The organism is Lentzea albidocapillata subsp. violacea, from assembly GCF_900100275.1.
GTDB lineage: Bacteria > Actinomycetota > Actinomycetes > Mycobacteriales > Pseudonocardiaceae > Lentzea > Lentzea violacea.
Map to the genome: position 1 here is coordinate 1 of NZ_FNET01000044.1, position 19,956 is coordinate 19,956.

A 19,956-nucleotide genomic window follows, 5' to 3' on the forward strand; every position below is an offset into this window, starting at 1 on the left:
TGCTCCAGCCCGCCGAATCCAAGCTGGTCGTCCGAACACCGTCGATCACCGCCGCCGTGCTCCATTGCGGCATACCACCGACGGTGCTGGAAGCGGTCACCACCCTGTTCTGCGCCAGGTTGGCGCCGGCCGGTCCGAGCTGCCGGATCCAGTCGGCGAGGTTGTCCACCCGCGACTCGGTGCTGCCTTGCCGGGTCTCGGTCACACCAAGGCAGCCGTGCTGCCACGAGGTGGAGTTGACGGCGACCAGCTCGACCCGACCGGCGGTCTCGCGGAACGCCGGGCCGCCCGCGTCACCCTTGCAGGTATCCGCACCGGCGGAGTTGGTGAGCGCCAAGGTGGTGTCGGCGACAGCCCCGGCGGTGAACTCGGTGACGGCGAGCCGGTCGGGCACCCACTCGGTCGCGGTACGGCCGTAGCCCGCGACTCGCAGGGTCTCGCCCGCGCTCGGCGCGGTGGTGCTCACCGGAATCGGGGCGATGTCGTTGATGATCGTGTCGAGCCTGGCCAGCATCACGTTCCGGTCCACGCGCGGCACGAGGGTAGTGACCTTGGCCACCCGGCCCGCGGTGCCCGCGAGGTTGGTCCGCCCGATGGTGACGGTAGTGGGTTTTGCCGGAGCACCGGCCCGTTGGGCGTTCTCCGGGAAGCACGAACTGGCGGTGATGACCCACTGCGGGTCGATCAGAGCGCCCGTGCACGCCCGACCCTCGATCTCCACCTTCGCGACGAACTGGTATGTGCCGTCCGGAACGGGCGTACCGCCCGAAACGGCCTGAGCCGGCCCGGCCGCGAGCAGACCGCTCGCGGCTACGGCTGCCGCCAAGAAAACGACTCTTCGACCTTGCTGTGACATTTGCTGAACCCTTGCGTATTAGAGAGCGACGTTAGTCGCAGGAATAAGTAGCTCGACCCAACCACCTGATACCGCGTTAGGAGACAGAGCGCAGCTCGACCAGAGCGGCTACACCCTCCTCTGGGTGGATGATCTCACCGACCGAAGTCAGCTCACCGGGCTTGATGGTGTATTCCCGCTTGACTTCCTGACCATCCACCTGAGCCGTCAACACGGCATTGATCTTGAATTTGCCGGCCTTGACGAAATACGTCGAGGGGATCTCCAATGCGAGATACCCGTCACGACCGGTGACCCTGAAACAGGCGATGTGATTGGGCGTGGTGATGCTGTCGCTCTCGACGGTGAGCAGGTCACCACCCACCGCGCAGTCCACCCAGAAGATTCTGCCGTTGCCCTTCTTCAAGGTCATGCCGATGGCCGCGGCAGCTTCCTTGTTCGGGTGCTCGAAGTCCTCCACCAGCGACGGCTGCCCGGCCGGATCGTCGGAGGCGGTACCCACACTCTGCGCACTGGCTGTCGTCGCCAGGATCGCGACGGAACCCAACACGCCCGCGCAAACAAGAGTCAGAGACAAACGCATGAAAAAAATAACCCCCCAGTACCGATACGGTCGTAACAAGCTAAAGCAAGATCAACGAAGAACCATGAGACCGGGAAGCGCTCGACAAACATCGTCCCGCGCCTAATTTCACCCCCGGACCAGCCCCCCCCATCACACCCCAGCAGGAAGATACAACTTGACGATTTGCGCGTCAATGCTAAGGTGACGCGAACCTTCCTGAAGCAGCGAGGAACACTGGGGCCCTCGCCATCTGGACAGCTTCTCGCAGGAAGTGTTGACAATGGGGGAATTTGTGGACGACAACGTCCGTACAGCTTTGTCGCGCCCAGGTGCCGCGCGCGTTACAGTAATTCTCGTCACCATCATGGCCCTGGTCGCCGCGATCCTCGGCACCTCCGCCACCGTGACCCCGCCGCGAGCAACCGCCCAGGCCGCCCCCGACGACCGGACCGTGGCCGTCGAACTGCTCAAGACCGGTGGCCGAGCCACCAAGAACGCCGCCGAAGCCGCACTCCTGGGCTCCGACGACCAACTCCACCAGTTCGTCACCACCGGCCGACACGTCACCATCGCCCACGACAACCGCATCAAAACCGGCCAGATCATGGCCGTCGCGGGCCGACGAGTCCGCGAAGCCGCCCAGACCGCACTCGGCGGCACCCCAGAAGACGTCCGGAAATTCCTGGCCGGAGGCTGGCAGGAACCACACCGCCTCGACCTCCGGGTCAAGGTCGGCGAGATCATCGCGGCCAACGGCCCCACCACCCAACGCGCCGCCCAGACAGCACTCGAGGGCACCGCCGAGGACGTCCTCAAGTTCCTCGCCGCCGGCCAGTACCCCCCGGCCGTCATCGACCGCCGCAAAAAAGCCGGCGGGATCATGGCCACCGGCGGCACGGAGGTCAATAAAGCCGCCCAGATCGCCCTCAACGGCAGTGACGACGACGTCCAGGAATTCCTCGCGACCGGCCAACACACGGCACGGGCCAGGGACAACGAACAAGCCAGCATCACCGAACTGGTCAACCTCGCCAAAGCCGCAGGCGCGGAAGCCGCTCTCGAGACCGAAGCCGCCAAGGAAGCCTCCGGACGAGCCGTCGCCGCAGCCGAACAAGCCAAACAGGCAGCACTGAAAGCAGCGGCCGAAGCCGCCGCGGCAAAAGACGATGCCGCGGCCGCCGGAGCCGCCGCCGGACGGGCCGCCGACTTCGCCAGCCGCGCCGCCGGCGCCGCACAGGAAGCCGTCTCCGCCGCCAACTCCGCCAACAACGCCGCCCGCGTCGCCTCCAACGCCGCCATGCAGGCAGCCTCCGCCGCCTCTGCCGCCGCACAGGCAGCCGCCGACGCCCGCGGCGCCGCCGCGGACGCCGCGACCGATGCGAACCAGGCAGCCAACGCAAGGATCGCCGCGCAAAAGGCACGAGACGTCGCCGCGGGCGCACGCCTCGCCGCGGAAGCGTCCAAGGCCGCCGGCGACGCCGCCAACCAGGCAGCGGGCGCCGCCCGTGCCGCCTCGAGCGCGGGCGCCAACGCCGACCGGGCCGCCTCCGCCGCCGAGGACGCCGCCAACCAGGCCGGCGTGTCCGGCGCGGAAGCCGAACGCGCCCGACGCGCCGCGGCCGACGCCCACAAGTTCGCCGGACAGGCCAACAGGGCCGCCACCAACGCCGAATCACTGGCCAACCAGGCAGCCAAGGCCGCCGGAGACGCTTACCGCGCCGCGATCAGCGCCGCCGAGCACGCCGAAAACGCCGCCAGGGCCGCGGACGAAGCCGCCGCACACGCCGGAGAAGCCGACAAAGCCGCCCAAGAATCAGAAAAACACGCCAAAGCAGCCCACGAGGCCGCTCAGGCAGCGACCAATGCCACCAATCTCGCCATCGACATCGAGAAGAACGCTCGCACAGCGGACAGCAACCGTCTGCAGTTGCTGCAGGACGAGGGCGTCGCAGCCGCGGAGAAGGTGAAGAGGGACCTCGCCGACCACGCCGCCTACGAGACCGCGGAGGCAGCGCGGATCGATCAGGAAACGCAGACGCTGCTGAACGCGGCGCTGCACGCGGCCACCACTCCAGGCGTGGATGACGCCACGATGGTGCAGGCCGGACGGCGGGCGGCGCTGCGGTTGCGCAACGTCGGCGGGTCCTGGAGCCGTTCGGCAGCCGAACAGGCGCTGGCAGGCGGTCCGACGGAGATGTACGTCTACCTGACGCAGCGACGGGCCAGGGCAGGCGAGGCCGACGACCTGGCGCGGGTGCGGCACGTGGCCAAGACGACTCCGAACGAGAAGAAGCAGGCCGCGGCGTACAGCGCCGTTCGCGGCGACCCCGAGGACATCGAGGAGTTCCTGCGGACGCAGGACTACGAGGGCAAAGTGGTCGACGACCGCAAAGAGGTCGGCCAGATCATGTCCAAGGGCGGCCCGGCCACTCAACGGGCCGGTCAGAAAGCCCTGGAGGGCGCACCCTCCGACGTGACCGAGTTCCTGGCCAAGGGCCAGTTCGTCTCGGCCAACCTGGACGACCGGATGAAGACCGGCGAGATCATCAGCTCCGGCGGCCCCGAGGTGAACGCGGCAGGCCAGATCGCGTTGGCAGGCCCGCCGTCCTACGTGCGGGAGTTCGTGCAGACCGGCCAGCACAAGGCCAGGCAGCGCGATGGACTGGTGGCCTCGCACGTGTCGACGGTGCGACGGCTCATCGCCGAAGGCTCACGGATCGCGGCGACCGCGCGGGAGAACGCCGCGGAAGCCGCCAGGGTGGCCGCGATAGCCCGCAACGCCGCCGACGAGGCCGCTGTGTGGGCCGATCGGGCCCGTAACTCGGCGAACGAGGCTGCGGAGTACGCCAAGCAGGCCAAGGCATCCGCCGACGCCGCACAGGTCTCGGCCAACCAGGCAGCCGAGTCTGCCAAGACGGCTCGCTCCGCTGCCGACGCGGCGGCTCGCGATGCCGAATCGGCTTCACAAGCCGCGACGAGGGCCGCCAGTTCCGCCACCGCGGCCAGTGCCTCGGCGGCCGACGCGAGCCAGTCCGCTCAGGCCGCGCGCAGTTCGGCGATCCAGGCAGGCAAGGATGCGGAGTCGGCTCAGGTCGCGGCCGATGACGCCTACAACATCTCGATGTCCAAGAAGTCCGCGGAGGAGCAGCAGAACCAAGGCGGGCCGCTGAACACCTCAGAGCAGGCCCAGCTGGAAGCCAGCTGCAACGGCGACGCGGCGTGCATCGAGAAGTTCAAGGCAGCGCAGCGCGATGCCGGCAAGACCATGATGGACTTCCTGCTGGAGAACGGCGCCGAGGTCATCCTCGACCTCATCGGCTACAACGACGCCGTCAAGTGCTTCACCCAGGGTGACATCGAAGCGTGCATCTGGACCGCGGTCAACGCGCTGATGATGGCCAACCCGCTCGCACTGATCGGCAAGGGCGCGAAGCTGGTCGGGGCGATCGGCAGGGTGATCGGCAAGGTCGGCAAGTTCCTCAAGCGCTCCGAAGAGGCCGCAGAGGAATTGAAGGCGGGCCGCAAGGCGATGCAAGATGCCGTCGAGGCCTGCACGGTGCCGGGCAACAGCTTCGCGTCGGCGACCAAGGTCTACATGGCCGACGGCTCACGCAAGGCGATCAAGGATGTCGTGGTCGGTGATCAGGTCGCCGCGACCGACCCGCAGACCGGACTGTCCGGAGCCCGTGCGGTCACCAGGGTGATCGTCGGCGAGGGCACGAAGCAGATGGTCTCGGTAGGTGTCGACGGCCCGAACGCGGGCGTCGTCGAAGCGACCGCCCGGCACCCGTTCTGGGTCACCGATCGCGGCCAGTGGATCGACGCGCAGGACGTCCGGGCGGGCGAGCACTTCCGGACCGTGACGGGTGACCAGGTGGTCGTCACGGGCACCACCAGGCACACCGAGGTCATGAAGGTCTACAACCTCACGGTTGACGGCATTCACACCTACTACGTGCTGGCCGGGGACACCTCGGTCCTCGTGCACAACACAGGATGCCCGCCATCGGGCGCGAAGGGCGCCTGGGAGAGCAAGGCCGACTTCACCAATCCGAAGACCATGAACAAGAAGTACGACAGCCATGCCTCGGTCTTCAACATCACCGGCAACCGGAACCCGGCGAAACTCGCCGAGTTCGAAACGGCCATGCGAGCGCACATGACCGCGGCGGACACGAAGATCTACCGGTTCAACTACCGCAACCAAGGCCAGGCGATCGGTTTCATCGATCCAAAGACCCGTGTCATGGTCATGTTGCGCGCTGATGGAAGCTTCTGGTCTGCTTGGGAGCTGGGCATCATGAAGAAGATGGACAAGAACATTCCAAACAGGACCCTCGCGGTCTACGACCAATTCGCCGACATCGTCGACAAGGGATTCCTCTTTTGACCGATCGAGCTGGGCTGGACAGTGTCGCGCGGTTGTCGGCCATCCTGTTCGATGGTGGGGCGAACTTCAGTCCTGCCTGGTTGAGCCGAGTGGACGGGGTTGTAGTTCCGTTCGCGTCCCCCGCCCACATCGACCGCAGACTCGCCGACGTGCTCTACGCAGGCGCGAAAGCGGTCCGTGTGGACAGCGGAGTGGCCGGACGGCTCAGCGAAGATCACCAGGACGACGCAATCGTGCCGGTGTCGCTGACGGATGCGGCTGCTCTGGCGGCTGCCACGTGGCGGGACACCGGCTTCGTGGTGGCACTACCTGACCTGACGGCGGCGCTGGTGGTCACCACCGATGGTTACGCGCTGCTCGGCGGCTCCCCTGCCTTTGTCCGGGGAGCCGTCATCGGCGGAGGTGTCGACGATGCCAGGGCTCGCTTCGGCCGTGTCGCCAAGAAGCTCGGCGGTGCGCTACCTGGGATCGCGGCCCAGTACCCGCCCCTGCATCGGGAGTGGGCGACCATGCACGAGGTCGAACCCGGCTCGGCCGTGTCCGAGCAGGTGGCCTTGATGACCTCGGTCGTCGCCGGCGAGATTTCTCCGCCCGCTTTCGCCTCGAAGTGGATGAACGCGTCGAGTCGGCGACAGAACCACGGCGAACGAGTGAGCGGCGCGCTGGGCACCGCCCTGCACGATGTCTTCTTCGTCATTGAGGACTACGCCGAACCGGACCTGTGGGAGCCCGGTGACCTGAACGACGAAGAACTAGTGATCAAGGTCCGCGAAGCTTTGGCTTTGCTGGACCTGTAGGCCCGAGCACACCTGCGGGGGTCGCGTTTCGCGATGCGGGTCGCCCAGTTGGCCACGCGACCAAGCCTGACCCGTGCAGGATCGCCGAGGCGGCCGTGACGATCTCGCCGCTTGCCTGGCGCGAACGCTGATTCGGACTGACCACTGACGCGCGAGGGTTCATCACCTATCGTCGCGGACGTGGACACGGATCGACGCCCGATGTACGTCGTGGGTGACGTGCACGGGCACCTCGCAGAACTGACCAGAGCCCTGCACGTCGCGGAGCTGTGCGACGAGGACGGGCACTGGACGGGTGGCGAGGCCGAACTGTGGTTCCTCGGCGACTTCGTGGACCGCGGGCCCGACGGCGTGGGCGTGATCGACCTGGTCATGCGCCTCGGCGAGGAGGCGGTGGAGGCCGGTGGCTCGGTCAGCTCGTTGATCGGCAACCACGAGGTGCTGCTGCTCGGCATGTACCGGTTCGGCGACGAGCAGGTGCCGGACAGCATGGGGCCGCGGTCGTTCGCGCGCAGCTGGCTGCTCAACGGCGGGCTGCGCAGCGACCAGGACCGGCTGACCGACGAGCACGTCGAGTGGCTGACGAACAGGCCCGTGCTGAAGCTGCGCGACGACCACCTGCTGATGCACTCCGACACGGCGGCCTACCTCGAATGGGGGGCCTCGATCGAAGAGGTCAACGAGGCCGTGCGGCACGTGCTCAAGGGTGACGACCTCGTCGACTGGTGGGAGTGCTGGCGCAAGATGACGACCCGGTACGCGTTCCGCGGTCCGCAGGGTCCCGAAATCGCGGACGAGCTGCTCGCGACCCTCGGCGGCAGCACGATCGTGCACGGGCACAGCGTCATCGCCGACCAGCTCGGGGTGCCGCCGGACCAGATCGACGGGCCTCTCGTCTACGCCGGCGACAAGGTGCTGGCGATCGACGCGGGCCTCTACAGCGGCGGTCCGTGCCTGGTCGTGCCCTTGCCATACGCGGAGGCCTGACTACCGTCTGAGGGATGACTTCCAGCTACTCCTCGGGCACGTCCGCCGCCCCGCTGCTGGGCGACACGATCCACGCGAACCTCGCGGCCACGGTCGCGCGCTTCGGTGACCGTGAGGCACTTGTCGACAAGTCCACAGATCGACGGTGGACGTACGCGGAACTCGCGCTGGAGGTCGAGAGGGCCGCCGCCGGGCTGCACGCGCTGGGCGTCCGCAAGGGCGACCGGGTCGGGATCTGGGCGCCGAACTGCGCCGAGTGGGTGTTCGTGCAGTACGCGACGGCCCGGATCGGCGCGATCCTGGTCAACGTCAACCCGGCGTACCGGGTGCACGAGCTGGAGTACGTGCTGAACCAGGCGGGGATCCACACGCTGGTGTCCGCGCGGTCGTTCAAGACGTCGGACTACGCGGCCATGATCGAGGAGGTCCGGCCGCGCTGTCCCGGGTTGCGCCACGTCGTGTACGTCGACGATCCACAGTGGACCGGCGAGGAGGTCCCCGACGTCGAGCTGGACCGCGACGACCCGATCAACATCCAGTACACGTCCGGCACCACGGGCTTCCCCAAGGGCGCCACGCTCTCGCACCACAACATCCTCAACAACGGCTACTTCGTCGGCGAGCTGATCAACTACACCGAGCACGACCGCATCTGCGTGGTGCCGCCGTTCTACCACTGCTTCGGCATGGTCATGGGCAACCTCGCCGCCACCAGCCACGGCGCGTGCGTCGTGATCCCGGCGCCCGCGTTCGACCCGGCGAAAACCCTTGCGGCCGTTCAGGAAGAGCGCTGCACCAGTCTCTACGGCGTGCCGACGATGTTCATCGCCATGCTCGACCTGGTCGACGGCTACGACCTGAGCAGCCTGCGCACCGGCATCATGGCGGGCTCGCCGTGCCCGGTCGAGGTGATGAAGCAGGTCGTCGAACGAATGGGCATGCGCGAGGTCTCGATCTGCTACGGCATGACCGAAACCTCCCCGGTGTCAACACAAACGCGCGTGGACGACTCTCTCGACCGTCGAGTTGGGACGGTCGGCAGGGTCGGCCCGCACCTGGAGGTCAAGATCGTCGACCCGGACACGGGTCGCACGGTGCCGCGCGGCGAGCCGGGGGAGCTGTGCACGCGCGGCTACTCGGTGATGCTCGGCTACTGGAACGAGCCGGAGAAGACCGCCGAAGCCGTGGACAGCGCGGGCTGGATGCACACCGGCGACCTCGCGGTGATGGACGAAGACGACTACGTGAACATCACCGGCCGCATCAAGGACATGGTCATCCGCGGCGGCGAGAACATCTACCCGCGCGAGATCGAGGAGTTCCTCTACACGCACCCGGACGTGCTCGACGCCCAGGTGATCGGCGTGCCGGACGCCAGGTACGGCGAGGAGCTGATGGCCTGGGTGCGGCTGCGCGACGGGGTTGCGGGGCTGAGCGCCGAGGCCGTCCGGGAGTTCTGCGCCGGAAAGCTCGCCCGCTACAAGATCCCGCGCTACGTGCACGTGGTGGAGGAGTTCCCGATGACGGTCACCGGCAAGATCCGCAAGGTGGAGATGCGGGCGAAGTCGGTGGAGCTGCTCGGCCTCGACGACAGCGCCCGCCACGCCTAGTGACCCCTGGGTGACCGAAAAAGCCCTTGTCAGAGCGGTGTGACCGGCGCAACATCGATGGATCCGTCGAAGGAGGCGTCCTGTGCCTGCACGAGCTGTCGGACAGCGAAGTCTGACGGTTCGCGCCACTGAGTGGTCTCCCGCGCCTCGGCCCGACGAGGCGCGGGAGACCCTCACGGAACCTCGACGATCTCCTTGCCCAGCGGCACCAGCGAGACCTTCACCAGCTTGAAGTTCGCGATGCCGAGCGGGATGCCGATGATCGTCACGCACAGCGCGATGCCGGTGACGATGTGGCCGATCGCGAGCCAGAGACCGGCGACGATGATCCAGATGACGTTGCCCAGCAGCGATCCGGTGCCCGCGCCCGGCTTGTCCACGACCTCGCGGCCGAACGGCCACAGCGCGTAGTTCGCGATCCGGAACGATGCGATGCCCCACGGGATCGTGATGATCAGGATGCAGCAGATGACGCCGGCGACCGCGTAGCCGACGGCCATCCAGAAACCGGCGAGCACCAGCCAGATCACGTTCAGGATGAGGCGCATGCCTCCATCTAAGCTCAACCCATGACGTGGGGTGTGATCGCTACAGGTGGAATCGCGCATGCCGTGACCGCAGACATGATCAAGGCGGGCGCGAAGGTGCTCGCGGTGTCCTCGCGTGACATCACGAAGGCCCAGACGTTCGCTGAGAAGTTCGGCATCGAGCGTGCGTACGGCGACTACCACGACCTGCTGGCCGATCCCGACGTCGACATCGTCTACGTCGCCACGCCGCACGGCCAGCACCACGAGGTCGTGCTCGCCGCGCTCGACGCGGGCAAGCATGTGCTGTGCGAGAAGGCCTTCGCGCTCACGGTCGCGGACGCCGAGGAGATGATCGAACGGGCACGGTCCAGGAACCTCTTCCTGATGGAGGCCATGTGGACGCGGTTCAACCCGCTGGTCCGGAAGGTCCAGCAGGCCGTCCGGGACGGTGAGATCGGCGAGGTCCGGATGATCCGCGCCGACTTCGGCTTCCGGCACGCCTTCAGCGACAGCGACCGGCTGTGGGCGAAGGAGGCCGGTGGTGGCGCGATGCTCGACCTCGGTGTCTACCCCGTCGCGCTGACCCACCAAATTCTGGGCGTGCCCGAGCACATCCACGCGCACGGCAGCCTCGCACCGACCGAAGTGGACGCTGACGCCGGCATCTTCCTGGCCTACGACAACGGCGCCCACGCGTTGCTCAGCTGCTCGCTCGTCGCCAACACCGGTGCCCGCGCGGAGATCGTCGGCACCCTGGGCCGCATCGAGCTCGTCGACCCGATGTTCAACCCGACCGCCGTCGTGATCAACGGTGTCGAGCACACGATCGAGGACGAGGGCTACCAGCACCAGATCCGCGCGGTCGAGGAGTGCGTCGCCGCGGGACTCACGGAAAGTCCGCTGATCACCTGGGAGAACACCCTGGAGGTCCTGCGCACGCTCGAAGAGGCGCTGCGCCAGCTCGGCGTCAGCTACGCCGGCGTCAAGTAGATCAGCACGACGACCGCGAAGGCGCCCACCCACGCGGCTCGCCATCGCGAGTCAGGCGATCATGCGTCCATCGTCACTCTGGCGACCCTGACGACGGCGTCCATCGCGCCGTCCAGGTCGCCGCTCGGCATCAGCAGGTGGCTCAACGCGAGCCGCACGGTCGTCTCCGCCGTGAACCGCACGTGCCGGCCGGGGAAGTGCCTGCTGAGGTGCTGTTCGACGACCTCGGTCGCGTGGAACAGGATCGGATGGCCGCGGATCGTGATGAACGGCAGCAGGTCCTCGGCGTTCTGCCCGGTCAGCACGGCCGAGACCAGCCGGTCCTTCTCGGTCTGCTCGAAGGTGAAGCGGAACGCCGACCGCATCGCCTCCCACGGGTCGGGGTTCTCCTGGAGCCGGGCCGCGATCCCGGTCAGGTACTCCTCCGTCTTGTGGACCGCGACGGCCTGGACGAGCCCCTCCTTGTTGCCGAACTCGTTGTAGACGGTCTGTCTGCTCACGCCGGCGTGGCCGGCGACCTCGATCATGCGCAGGCCGTGGAAGCCCCGGGCTGCCAACAGGTCGGCGGCCGAGTCCAGCAAGAGCTCGGTGATGTCGCTCACCACTTCACCTTTACACAGTTATCGTTTTTGTAAAGACGTAGAGTGAGGTTCTGTGCCGTTCACCGTGGGTTTCGACCTGGACATGACCCTCATCGACCCGCGACCGGGAATGGCCGCCGTGATGAACGAGGTGGGTGCCCGCACCGGGTACGCCCTAGACGGCGAGAAGTTCGCGTCGAACCTCGGCCCGCCCCTCGACATGATCTACCGCGAGATGGGCGTGCCCGAGGACGAGGTCCCGGACCTGGTCTCGCTCTTCCGCGCGCTGTACCCGGAGGTCGTGATCCCGTCGACCGTCGCGCTGCCGGGAGCGGCGAAGGCCCTGCAGTGCGTGCGGGAGCTGGGCGGCAGCACCATGGTCGTCACCGGCAAGTACCGCAAGAACGCCGCGCTGCACCTCGAAGCGATGGGCTGGGAGGTCGACCACCTCTACGGCGAGCTGTGGGCGACGGGCAAGTCCGAGTCGCTCAAGCTGCACGGCGCCGCCGTCTACGTCGGTGATCACATCGGCGACATGCGGGGTGCTGTCGAGGCCGGAGCGCTGGGCGTCGGCGTCGTCACGGGGCCGTGCTCGCGTGCCGAGCTCACGGAGGCGGGCGCCGCGGTCGTGCTGGAGGACCTGCGGGAGTTCCCGGAGTGGCTCAGGACTTCTTCTGGCGTGCTTTCCTGACCACCGCGATGAGCCCGAGGCCGAGGCCGATCGCGGGCAGGTAGGTGGCCGCGACGTTCAGCGCCACGGGCAGGTCGCTGTGGCCGGCGGCGAACAGCGCGAAGACCACGATGATCGCCAGTACGCCCACGGCGAACAGGCCGATGGCCAGCGGCATCAACTTCGGAACGGTCATAAGAGCAGGATAGTGCGCTAACGGAGGTGCCTACTCCGAGGTCTTCTGGCTACTCTGGTGGGACGCGTCCTGGGTACGCCCCTGGGCGCGTTCGTTGTGCGACAAGCTTGGGAATGGTGAGCGCGGTGCCGACCGGCAAGGTCAAGTGGTACGACACGGAGAAGGGCTTCGGATTCGTCACGCAGGACGGTGGCGAGGACGTCTACGTCCGGAAATCCGCACTGCCCGCTGGTGTCGACGGCCTCAAGGCCGGCCAGCGCATCGAGTTCGGCATGGCCGAGGGCAGGCGCGGTCCGCAGGCGCTGTCCGTGCGCCTGGTCGACCCGGCGCCGTCCGTCGTGGAGGCCCGCCGCCGTCCCGCGGAGGAGATGCACGGCCTGATCGACGACATGATCAAGCTGCTCGAGAACAAGGTGCAGCCTGACCTGCGTCGCGGCCGTTACCCGTCCGACAAGAAGAACATGAAGCTCATCGCCGAGGTCGTCCGGGCGGTGGCGCGGGACCTCGATCCGTAAAAGGATCAGCGTCATGTCTGACGTGGATCATTTGGCAGCCGACAGGATCGTCGAGTTCGTCTACGAGGTCGGCCAGCTCAAACGCCTGCCCAGAGCGGGGTGGCTCTTCGCCGGGGTGCAGAACCCCGAGTCGGTGGCCGCCCACTCGTTCCGGGTGGGCGTTCTGGCGTACGCGATCGCCGTCCAGGAGGGGGCGAACCCCGACAGGGCGGCGACTCTGGGCCTCTTCCACGACGTGCCCGAGGCGCGCATCGGCGACATCCCGTACGTCGGCAAGCTCTACCTCGACGTCAAGATGCCGCCGGAAGCCGTGGCGCGCGACCAGGTCCAGCACCTGCCCGCGCCGCTGGCCGCCCACATCGAGGCACTCGTCGCCGAGCACGAGTCCGCCAAGGGCTTCGACCACACGCCGGAGGCGCGCTGCTCGCGTGACGCGGACAAGCTCGAGTTGTTGTTGCAGGCCAGGGAGTACCAGGCCGCAGGGGTCTCCAAGATGGAGCGCTTCATCCAGACCATGCAGGCGTCGGTGGCCACCGATACCGGCAAGGCACTGATGGAGTCGGCCCTGCGGATCGATCCCAGCGAGTGGTGGGAAGCGTTCGGCAGGCGGTGATCAGCGGGTGATGTCGACGACCCACGAACCGCGCATGAGCGGCTGGCCGGTCTCCAGCACCGCGCCGGCCGCCTCGTGCACCTCGATGCGCAGCAGCTGGTCGGAGTCGTTCGGCACGGCCAGCGTGTACGTGTAGTCGTCGCCCTTGCCGAGCAACGGCGAGGAGCAGCCCTCCTGCACGCGAGCGGCGTTCTCGTACACGCACACGACCTCCCAGAGGCCGTCCGCGAGCTGCCCGTCCACCGAGATCTGCACGACCTTGCCCGCCGGCACCTTCAGCGTGCCGGGCGCGTTCTTCTCGGCGCAGTTGGAGCCCTCGACGTCGCAGTAGATCGTCGGCTCGATGCGGATGGTCTTGCCGTTCGCGTAGAACGTGACCTCGGGGTCGTGCTGCTGCAACGAGCACCCGGACAGCACGAGAACACTGGCAGCCATTACAGAAGCAAGTCGACGCACGTCAGGCAGCCTACGGGGTCGCCGGCGCCGGCCTGCGGACCAGCCTGAGCAACGACGTGCCGTTGCGGTACATCCACGTCTGCGTGAGGCCCAGCGCGAGCAGCACGGCGAGCACCAGGAAGCCGACCCAGAACGTCGCGGGCAGCAGCACGCCGAGCGCGCCACCGAAGACCCACGCGAGCTGCAGGATCGTCTCGGAGCGGCCGAACGCGGACGCGCGCGACTCCTCCGGCAGGTCGTCCTGGATCACCGCGTCGAGGCTGACCTTGGCCAGCGACGACGCCGTGGCGCCCAGCAGGCCGACGATCGCGGCGGTGACCAGGCCCGGCAGCGCGGCGGCGACGATGGTGGCCGCCAGCGCCGTGCCGACGCAGGCGATGACCACCTCGTCCGGCCTGCCGAAGTGCTGGCGCGCGCCGATCGCGTTGCCGAGGAAGCTGCCGACGCCCGCCGCGCCGGCGATCACGCCGAGCAGGAGCAGCTGCTGGACGGCGTCGCCCTCGGTCTGCGCGCGGACCACGAACGCCGCGAATAGCGTCAGGAACCCCGTCAGCATGCGGATGGAACCGTTGCCCCACAACGAGACCGCGACGTGCCGGGAGATGCGTTGCCTGGCGGGCCTGGCCGTCAGCGTCGCCGGGACCTCGCCCTCGGTCACCTCGACCCACGACGGGATCTTCATGCACAGCCACGCGTTCACCAGGCACAGTGCGGCGGTGAACCACAGCGCGCCCGGCGAGCCGAACAAGTTCGCGAAACCCGCGGCGAGCGCGCCGAACACCCCGCCCGCCGCGAGTCCGAAGATCGTCATGCGGGAGTTGGTCTTGGACAGCGTGATCTCCGGCGGCAGCACCCGCGGCGTGATCGCGGACTTGAGCACGGTGAACGACTTCGACAGGACCATGCTGCCCAGCGCCGCCGGGTAGAGCAGCCAGTTGTCGAAGTTCAGCGCCATCACGACGGCCAGCCCGACGCGCAGTACGCAGGACGCCGCCAGGGCGAGCCGGCGGCCGCGCTGGATCCGGTCGAGCAACGGGCCGATCACCGGCGCGATCAACGCGAACGGCGCGACCGTGATCAGCAGGTAGAGCGCGACCTTGGTCTTGGACTCCGCAGTAGCCGCGCTGAAGAACAACGTGTTCGCCAGCGCGACGGCCATCGCGGCGTCGGCGGCGTAGTTCATCATCACCGCGTAGGTGACCGACGTCATGCCGGACTTGCCGGCACCGTCGGCACGGGCCGCGCGCCGGAACGCCGCGACCGCCTGCTGCGAGATCTGCTTGCTGCGGAACCACGCGACGCGCGTGACCGTGAGCTTGCGCGGCGGCTTGGGCGTCGGCGTCGTCTGCTGGTCCTGGTTGGGCAGCGGGCGGGTGTTCTGAGGACGCTGCGGTGGCGGCTGGAAACCGTGCTCGGACGGTGTTCCGCGACGCTGCCGCGGCTGGTACTCGTCGTCCTGCCACGGGTAGCGCTTCGGAGTCGGTCCGTCACTCCGTCCGCGGTCGCCGGTCACACCGTCAATCCTGCCCCATCCCGTTGAACCTCACTCGGAAGATGGTCGGCCAGTTCTTGCCTGTGACCAGGAACTCGTTGGTCCCCGGGACGTGCGCGATGCCGTTGAGGACGTCCACGTCGCCGGAGGGCTTGAGCGACGCGAGGTCGTAGGTGTCGGTGACCTGTCCGGTGGCCGGGTCGATGCGGACGATCTCGTCGGTCTTCCACACGTTCGACCAGACCTTGCCGCCGACGCACTCCAGTTCGTTGAGCTGGGTCAGCGGCTTGCCGTCCCGGGTGACCTGCACGCTGCCGGTCTCCTGGAACGACCTGGGGTCGCGGAAGGTGAGCTTCGCGGTGCCGTCGCTCATGACGAGCCTCTGCCCGTCGTCGCAGATGCCCCAGCCCTCGCCCTCGTAGCTCACGCGGCGGAGCTCGTCCAGCGTCCTGCGGTCGCGCTCGATCGCGATGCCGTTCTGCCACGTGATCTGCCAGATGGTGTCGCCGACGACCGTGATGCCCTCGCCGAAGAAGTCCGGCGGCAGGTCGACCTTCTTCCGGACGTCGCCGGTCGACGGATCGAGCGCGCGCATCGTCGACTGGCCCTCCAGGCCGGTGCCCTCGTAGAGGACGCCGTCGACGAGTTCCAACCCCTGGGTGAACGCCGTTGCGTCATGCGGAATCTTCTGCAGGACTTCTACCTGCGGTTTTGCTTCTTGCGGCGTCGAACAGGCGGCCAAGACCGCGACGACGACCAGCCAGACGGGTGAGCGCACCCAACGGAGGGTGGCACGAGTTTTCGTCCCGGCGAAGTCCTGCGGCACAATTCATGACGTGACCGCGACTGAGATGCTCCTCGACGCCGTTGATCTCGCCCGCGCCGCCGCAGAAGAAGAGGCGGGTGTGGAGAGCGTCGGCGCTCATGTCGGGGTGCACGGAGAGGACGAGTACTCCGTCACGCACCTCTTCGAAGCCGAGCACGCCGGCTACCGCGGCTGGAGCTGGGCGGTGACCGTCGCCTACGCCGGCGAGGGTTCCCCTGTCTCGATCAGCGAGGTCGTGCTGCTGCCGGGCCAGGACGCTCTGGTCGCCCCCGAGTGGGTGCCGTGGAGCGAACGGGTCCGTGCCGGTGACCTGGGCGTCGGCGACCTCATGCCGCCCCGGGAGAACGACCCGCGCCTGATCGAGGCCTACGTGCACTCCGACGACCCCGCGATCGAGGAGGTGGCGCTGGAGATCGGCCTCGGCCGCACCCGCGTCCTGTCCCGCGAGGGCCGCCTGGAGGCTGCCGACCGCTGGGCGACCTCGGACTTCGGCCCCCGATCCGACATGGCCCGCAGCGCCCCCGCGCACTGCGGCACCTGCGGCTTCTACACCCGCGTGGCCGGAGCGTTCGGCGCGGCGTTCGGCGTCTGCGCGAACGAGATCGCGCCCGCGGACGGCCACGTCGTGCACGTCGAGTACGGCTGCGGCGCGCACTCCCAGGTCGAGGTCGACATCAGCCCGATGGTGCCCGTGGCCGACCTGGTCTACGACGACGCGCAGCTGGACGTTCTGGACGTTTCGGACGTTTCGGAGTGACCGACCCGTTCGGCACCGAGGCCCTGCGCACCTCGGTTCTCGCCGCATGGCGTGGTTCGCCCACCCGTTTCCGCGAAGACGCGAACGCCGAAGAAGACCTCCGCCTCGGCGGCTACCGGGACCGGCTGCTCGTCGAACTGGCCCAGAACGCGGCCGACGCGGCCGGTTCGTCGCCGGGTGTGTTGCGGATCACTCTCGTAGACGGTGAGCTGCGTGCCGCCAACACCGGTGCACCGCTGACTGCCGCCGGTGTCGCCGCGCTGGCTTCGCTGCGGGCGTCGTCGAAGGAGTCCGGCGTCGGGCAGTTCGGCGTCGGCTTCGCGGCCGTGCTGGCCGTGTCGGACGCCCCGCGCGTGGTGTCTGTTTCCGGCGGCGTCGAGTTCTCCCTGTCGCGGACCCAGGCCGAGGTCCCGGACCTGGCGTCCGAACGCGGCGGCGACGTGCCGGTGCTGCGCCTGGTCTGGCCGGTCGTCGAGGCCGTGCCGGAAGGGTTCACGACCGAGGTCCGGCTGCCGTTGAAGGTCGACCTGTCGCTGGACGACCTGGCTGCCGAGGTCCCGGACCTGCTGCTGGCCCTGCCGGGGTTGCGGCGGGTCGAGATCGGGACCCAGTCGTGGGAACGCTCTGTCTCCGACGACGGCGTCGTCACGGTCGGCCCGGCGCGCTGGCTGGTCGAGCGGACCGTCGGTGAGCTGCCGTCCGAGCTCGTGCAGGGTGTCGAGCACCGTCCTCAGTGGACTGTGTCCTGGGCTTACCCGCTGGATTCCGCGTTGGGTGAGGACGTGCTGCACGCGCCGACCCCGACCGACGAGCGGTTGTCGTTGCCTGCTCGGTTGATCGCGACTCTGCCGGTCGAGCCTTCGCGCCGCCGGATCCTGCCCGGTCCGGCCGCGTGGTCGGTGTTGGACGCCGCTGCTGCTGCTTATCCGGCTCTGGTTGCTCGCGTGCCTGCCATCGAGCGGACCTCGCTCGTGCCGCTGCCGGGCTTCCCGCTGTCCGAAGTGGATGATCGGCTGCGGACCGGTGTGCTGCGTTCGTTGCGTGCTTCCGCCTGGCTGCCGCTGGCTTCCGGCGAGTGGATCGAGCCTTCTCGGGCGCGTGTGCTTGATGTCGGTTCCGAGGAGCTTGTCGACCTCGTCGAGGACGCTCTGCCCGGGTTGCTGGACGCCGAGCTGTCCGCTCCTGTGCACGCGGCTGCCTTGGCAGCGCTGGAAGTTCCGCGGGTCACCACCTCCGAGGTCGTTGCGGCTTTGTCTGGGGTTTCTGGTGATCCCGGCTGGTGGCGTGACGTTTATGCGGCGTTCTCGCCGTTGGCTGAGGTGGATCCTGGCGTTCGCGAGGCGTTGGCGGCTTTGCCTGTGCCGTTGGCTGATGGGCGTGTGGTTACTGGGCCGCGTACGACCCTGATCGCCGATTCGCCGTTGCCCGGTTTGCGGGTTGTGCACCCGGATGCCGTGCACCCGTTGCTGGTGCGGCTGGGGGCTGTTGAGGCCGGCGCTGCCGAGTTGTTGGCTGATCCGTCGTTGCGTGAGAACGTGGCTCGGTCGTTGGAGGACGCCGAGGCTGGGCTTGACGGGCTTGATCTGGTCGAGACCGTGTTGCGGCTGGTGGATCTCGCTGGGGTGCGGGCCGGTGAGGAGTCCTGGCTCGGGGCGCTTGCCCTGCCGGATTCCGATGGCGAGTGGCATCGGGCTGACGAGTTGCTTCTGCCTGATTCGGCGTTGGTCGGTGTGGTTGAGGCTGATGCCTTTCCGTTGTTGTCCAAGGAGATTGCTGAGACGTATCCGCGTGCCGCGTTGGTTGCGGCTGGGGTTGTCGACGGGTTCTCGTTGGTGGTCGATGACGAGCCTTCTGGGCCGGATCATGACCTTGCCGATGAGTCCGCGTGGTGGTCGTCCGTTGTTGATGAGCCCCGGCGGGTGGTGGGGGTTCGGGATCTGGACCTCGTTGCCGACTGGCCTGCGGCGTTGCGGTTGCTGGCTGCTGATCCGATGACTTGGCGTGCGGTGACCGAGCCTGACGGGTACACGGGCTGGTGGATTGCTCGCTACGCGTCGCTTGGGGGTGCTGCGCCTCGCTCTTACCGGCTTGCTGGTGCGTCGTTGTTGGACGGGTTGTTCGACGTTGTGCCGGATTTTGGGTTGCCTGAGCATGTGTTGCGGGCGGCTGGGGTTCGGTCTTCGTTGGAGATTCTCGACGACGATGATGCCGAGTTCGTGTTGGAGCGGCTTGGGGATGCCGATCGGGTGGTCGCCGACGCTGTGGTGTTGCGGGCCTATGCGGGGCTGCCTGAGGGGGATTTTTCGCCGCCTGAGCGGGTTCGGGTGTTGTCTGGGGCCGTTGTTGCCGCTGACGATGTTGTTGTGCTGGATCATCCCTGGTTGTTGGGGGTTGTTCCGGCTTCTCGGGTTTTGCTTGCTGATGGGTCTGAGGAGCTTGCCGATCTTTTGGATCTGGCGTTGGCTTCCGAGGAGTTCTCCGGGTTGCCGGATCATGTCGGTGAGGTTGTTCAGTGGCGGGACCTTGGGGCTGTTCGGATGGCCTGTGAGTTGCTTGAGGTTGCGCTGCCTGATGGTGTGGTTGTTGTGCATGACGAGCTTTTGGTTGATGGGGCTCGGGTTGAGTGGTGGATGGTTGATGGGGTTCCCCATGCTGCTGACTCGCCTGAAGGGCTTGGGCGGGCGTTGGCTTGGGTTTCTGGGCGGTGGGTTGATCGGCACACGTTTGTTGCGTTGATCAGTGATCCTTCCGCGGCTACGTTGCTTGGTTGATTTGCGGGCGGCCTTGCGGTTGCGTGCTTTCCCTGGGGGCGCTGCCCCCAGACCCCCGGCAATCTGATCAGGGGGTCCACGCCGTGCGTAGGTAGATGGCACGCCTGACGCTCCTATAGATGTCAAGCAGTGAGTGCGAGGTCTTTCATGATCGCTGTGTGGGCTTCGCGGAGGATATAGCGCTTGAGGCAGCGGATGATGTCGCGTTTGGTGAGGCCTTGTTCGGTGCGTCGTTGCAGGTAGGCCTGGGTGCGTGGGCAGTAGCGCAGGCGGACGACGGCGACGATGTGCAGGACGCGGTTGGCTTGGCGTTCGCCGCCTTTGTTGAGGCGGTGGCGGTCGGTTCGTCCGGAT

19 protein-coding genes are annotated in these 19,956 nt (G+C 67.6%); 10 read left to right on the forward strand and 9 right to left on the reverse strand.

Features of this window, described 5'->3' with window-relative positions:
• A partial coding sequence (locus BLR21_RS40975; RefSeq protein WP_176930034.1) for a S1 family peptidase occupies positions 1-826 on the reverse strand: 826 nt, incomplete at its 3' end.
• A 106-nt stretch (positions 827-932) separates the two neighbouring features.
• Positions 933-1,439: a hypothetical protein gene (locus BLR21_RS40980; RefSeq protein ID WP_143028137.1), complete on the reverse strand. Its 507-nt coding sequence runs from the start codon at positions 1,437-1,439 to the stop codon at positions 933-935.
• Between the two features lie 346 nt (positions 1,440-1,785).
• On the opposite strand from BLR21_RS40980, the gene BLR21_RS40985 reads away from it, so the two are divergent.
• The 4 genes from BLR21_RS40985 (at position 1,786) to BLR21_RS41000 (ending at position 9,205) form a co-directional block, all read left to right on the forward strand.
• Complete coding sequence (locus tag BLR21_RS40985) at positions 1,786-5,811, forward strand: polymorphic toxin-type HINT domain-containing protein (protein WP_176930035.1); 4,026 nt, start codon at positions 1,786-1,788, stop codon at positions 5,809-5,811.
• On the forward strand, positions 5,808-6,608 hold the full coding sequence (locus BLR21_RS40990) for a hypothetical protein (RefSeq protein WP_143028138.1): 801 nt from the start codon (positions 5,808-5,810) through the stop codon (positions 6,606-6,608). The genes BLR21_RS40985 and BLR21_RS40990 overlap by 4 nt, the downstream gene beginning before the upstream one ends.
• A 201-nt stretch (positions 6,609-6,809) precedes the next feature.
• Entirely contained in the window at positions 6,810-7,595 is a 786-nt protein-coding gene (locus BLR21_RS40995) for a metallophosphoesterase (RefSeq protein ID WP_090015510.1), read from the forward strand.
• Positions 7,596-7,609: 14 nt separating this feature from the next.
• Entirely contained in the window at positions 7,610-9,205 is a 1,596-nt protein-coding gene (locus tag BLR21_RS41000; RefSeq protein ID WP_090015511.1) for an AMP-binding protein, read from the forward strand.
• Between the two features lie 173 nt (positions 9,206-9,378).
• Here the strand turns inward: BLR21_RS41000 and BLR21_RS41005 are convergent, their stop codons facing one another.
• Entirely contained in the window at positions 9,379-9,753 is a 375-nt protein-coding gene (locus tag BLR21_RS41005; RefSeq protein ID WP_090015512.1) for a YccF domain-containing protein, read from the reverse strand.
• Between the two features lie 21 nt (positions 9,754-9,774).
• On the opposite strand from BLR21_RS41005, the gene BLR21_RS41010 reads away from it, so the two are divergent.
• Complete coding sequence (locus BLR21_RS41010) at positions 9,775-10,725, forward strand: Gfo/Idh/MocA family protein (RefSeq protein WP_090015513.1); 951 nt, start codon at positions 9,775-9,777, stop codon at positions 10,723-10,725.
• Between the two features lie 59 nt (positions 10,726-10,784).
• Here BLR21_RS41010 and BLR21_RS41015 read toward each other — a convergent pair whose 3' ends face one another.
• A complete protein-coding gene (locus BLR21_RS41015) occupies positions 10,785-11,327 on the reverse strand; it encodes a TetR/AcrR family transcriptional regulator (RefSeq protein ID WP_159460511.1) in 543 nt (180 codons plus the stop codon).
• A 52-nt stretch (positions 11,328-11,379) separates the two neighbouring features.
• On the opposite strand from BLR21_RS41015, the gene BLR21_RS41020 reads away from it, so the two are divergent.
• Positions 11,380-11,997: an HAD family hydrolase gene (locus BLR21_RS41020; RefSeq protein ID WP_090015514.1), complete on the forward strand. Its 618-nt coding sequence runs from the start codon at positions 11,380-11,382 to the stop codon at positions 11,995-11,997.
• Here BLR21_RS41020 and BLR21_RS41025 read toward each other — a convergent pair.
• The gene (locus BLR21_RS41025; RefSeq protein WP_090015515.1) at positions 11,969-12,172 is read right to left on the reverse strand and encodes a hypothetical protein; all 204 of its coding nucleotides are present in this window, start codon (positions 12,170-12,172) and stop codon (positions 11,969-11,971) included. The two genes, BLR21_RS41020 and BLR21_RS41025, sit on opposite strands and share 29 nt — an antisense overlap.
• A gap of 125 nt (positions 12,173-12,297) precedes the next feature.
• Between BLR21_RS41025 and BLR21_RS41030 the strand changes: the two genes are divergently transcribed.
• Entirely contained in the window at positions 12,298-12,687 is a 390-nt protein-coding gene (locus BLR21_RS41030) for a cold-shock protein (protein WP_090015521.1), read from the forward strand.
• A 13-nt stretch (positions 12,688-12,700) separates the two neighbouring features.
• On the forward strand, positions 12,701-13,300 hold the full coding sequence (locus tag BLR21_RS41035) for an HD domain-containing protein (protein WP_090015516.1): 600 nt from the start codon (positions 12,701-12,703) through the stop codon (positions 13,298-13,300).
• Here BLR21_RS41035 and BLR21_RS41040 read toward each other — a convergent pair whose 3' ends face one another.
• From BLR21_RS41040 to BLR21_RS41050, 3 genes are read right to left on the reverse strand one after another with little or no spacing between them, the layout of a single operon-like run.
• The gene (locus BLR21_RS41040) at positions 13,301-13,735 is read right to left on the reverse strand and encodes a DUF2771 family protein (RefSeq protein ID WP_090015517.1); all 435 of its coding nucleotides are present in this window, start codon (positions 13,733-13,735) and stop codon (positions 13,301-13,303) included.
• A gap of 31 nt (positions 13,736-13,766) precedes the next feature.
• Positions 13,767-15,269, reverse strand: coding sequence for an MFS transporter (locus BLR21_RS41045; protein WP_256335256.1), 1,503 nt, complete (start codon positions 15,267-15,269; stop codon positions 13,767-13,769).
• A 4-nt stretch (positions 15,270-15,273) separates the two neighbouring features.
• A complete protein-coding gene (locus BLR21_RS41050; protein WP_090015519.1) occupies positions 15,274-16,026 on the reverse strand; it encodes a glutaminyl-peptide cyclotransferase in 753 nt (250 codons plus the stop codon).
• Between the two features lie 58 nt (positions 16,027-16,084).
• Between BLR21_RS41050 and BLR21_RS41055 the strand changes: the two genes are divergently transcribed.
• Together BLR21_RS41055 and BLR21_RS41060 are read left to right on the forward strand one after the other, a co-directional pair.
• Positions 16,085-16,831 carry a DUF3027 domain-containing protein gene (locus BLR21_RS41055; protein WP_256335257.1) on the forward strand — a complete coding sequence of 249 codons (747 nt, stop codon included), beginning with the start codon at positions 16,085-16,087 and terminating at the stop codon, positions 16,829-16,831.
• On the forward strand, positions 16,828-19,602 hold the full coding sequence (locus BLR21_RS41060) for a sacsin N-terminal ATP-binding-like domain-containing protein (RefSeq protein ID WP_090015520.1): 2,775 nt from the start codon (positions 16,828-16,830) through the stop codon (positions 19,600-19,602). The genes BLR21_RS41055 and BLR21_RS41060 overlap by 4 nt, the downstream gene beginning before the upstream one ends.
• Positions 19,603-19,724: 122 nt before the next feature.
• Here the strand turns inward: BLR21_RS41060 and BLR21_RS41065 are convergent.
• A partial coding sequence (locus tag BLR21_RS41065) for a transposase (RefSeq protein WP_143028139.1) occupies positions 19,725-19,956 on the reverse strand: 232 nt, incomplete at its 5' end.